Source organism: Actinomadura rugatobispora (assembly GCF_042656285.1).
Taxonomy (GTDB): Bacteria; Actinomycetota; Actinomycetes; order Streptosporangiales; family Streptosporangiaceae; genus Spirillospora; species Spirillospora rugatobispora.
In genome coordinates, this window is sequence record NZ_JBHSON010000335.1 from 1 (window position 1) to 510 (window position 510).

The following is a 510-nucleotide window of genomic DNA, read 5'->3' on the forward strand; positions in this document are numbered from 1 at the left end:
ATCCCGGCCCGGCAAAGGAACCCATCCTCGCTGCCGCGAAAGAGCAGGGCACTGCATACATCAATGAGCAGCGCCGCCTGGGGCGTGATGTGCGGCTGTCTGCGATTTATGCCGCTCTGCATGTTCAGGGCGTGCAGCGGGTTGAGCTGATGCAGCCCCTGGCTGACATGGTGATAGATAAAACGCAGGCGTCATATTGCACCGATTTTAAAGCAGAAATTGGTGGCTCTTATGACTAGCAGCCTGTTGCCGCCGGGGTCGTCTGCGCTGGAGCGCAGGCTGGCGCAAGCCTGTTCAGGTATCAGTGATTTAAACGTGCCGCTGCGTGACCTGTGGAACCCGTGGAAATGCCCGGCAAAGTTTCTGCCGTACCTGGCCTGGGCTTTCTCCGTTGATCGATGGGAGGAAACCTGGACAGAAACCGCTAAGCGGCAGGCAGTAAGTGATGCGTTCTGGATCCATCAGCGAAAAGGAACGGTGGCGGCAGTTAAGCGGGTGATCGAGGGGCTG

Annotated in this window: 2 protein-coding genes; both read left to right on the plus strand. The window is 58.2% G+C overall.

The window, feature by feature from the left end:
• Positions 1–239, plus strand: a 239-nt coding sequence (locus ACFPZN_RS56685; RefSeq protein ID WP_378293802.1) for a baseplate J/gp47 family protein, incomplete at its 5' end; no start/stop codon positions are given.
• Positions 232–510 (plus strand): phage tail protein I (locus tag ACFPZN_RS56690; protein WP_378293804.1); only part of this gene is annotated, 279 nt, incomplete at its 3' end. The genes ACFPZN_RS56685 and ACFPZN_RS56690, both read left to right, overlap by 8 nt.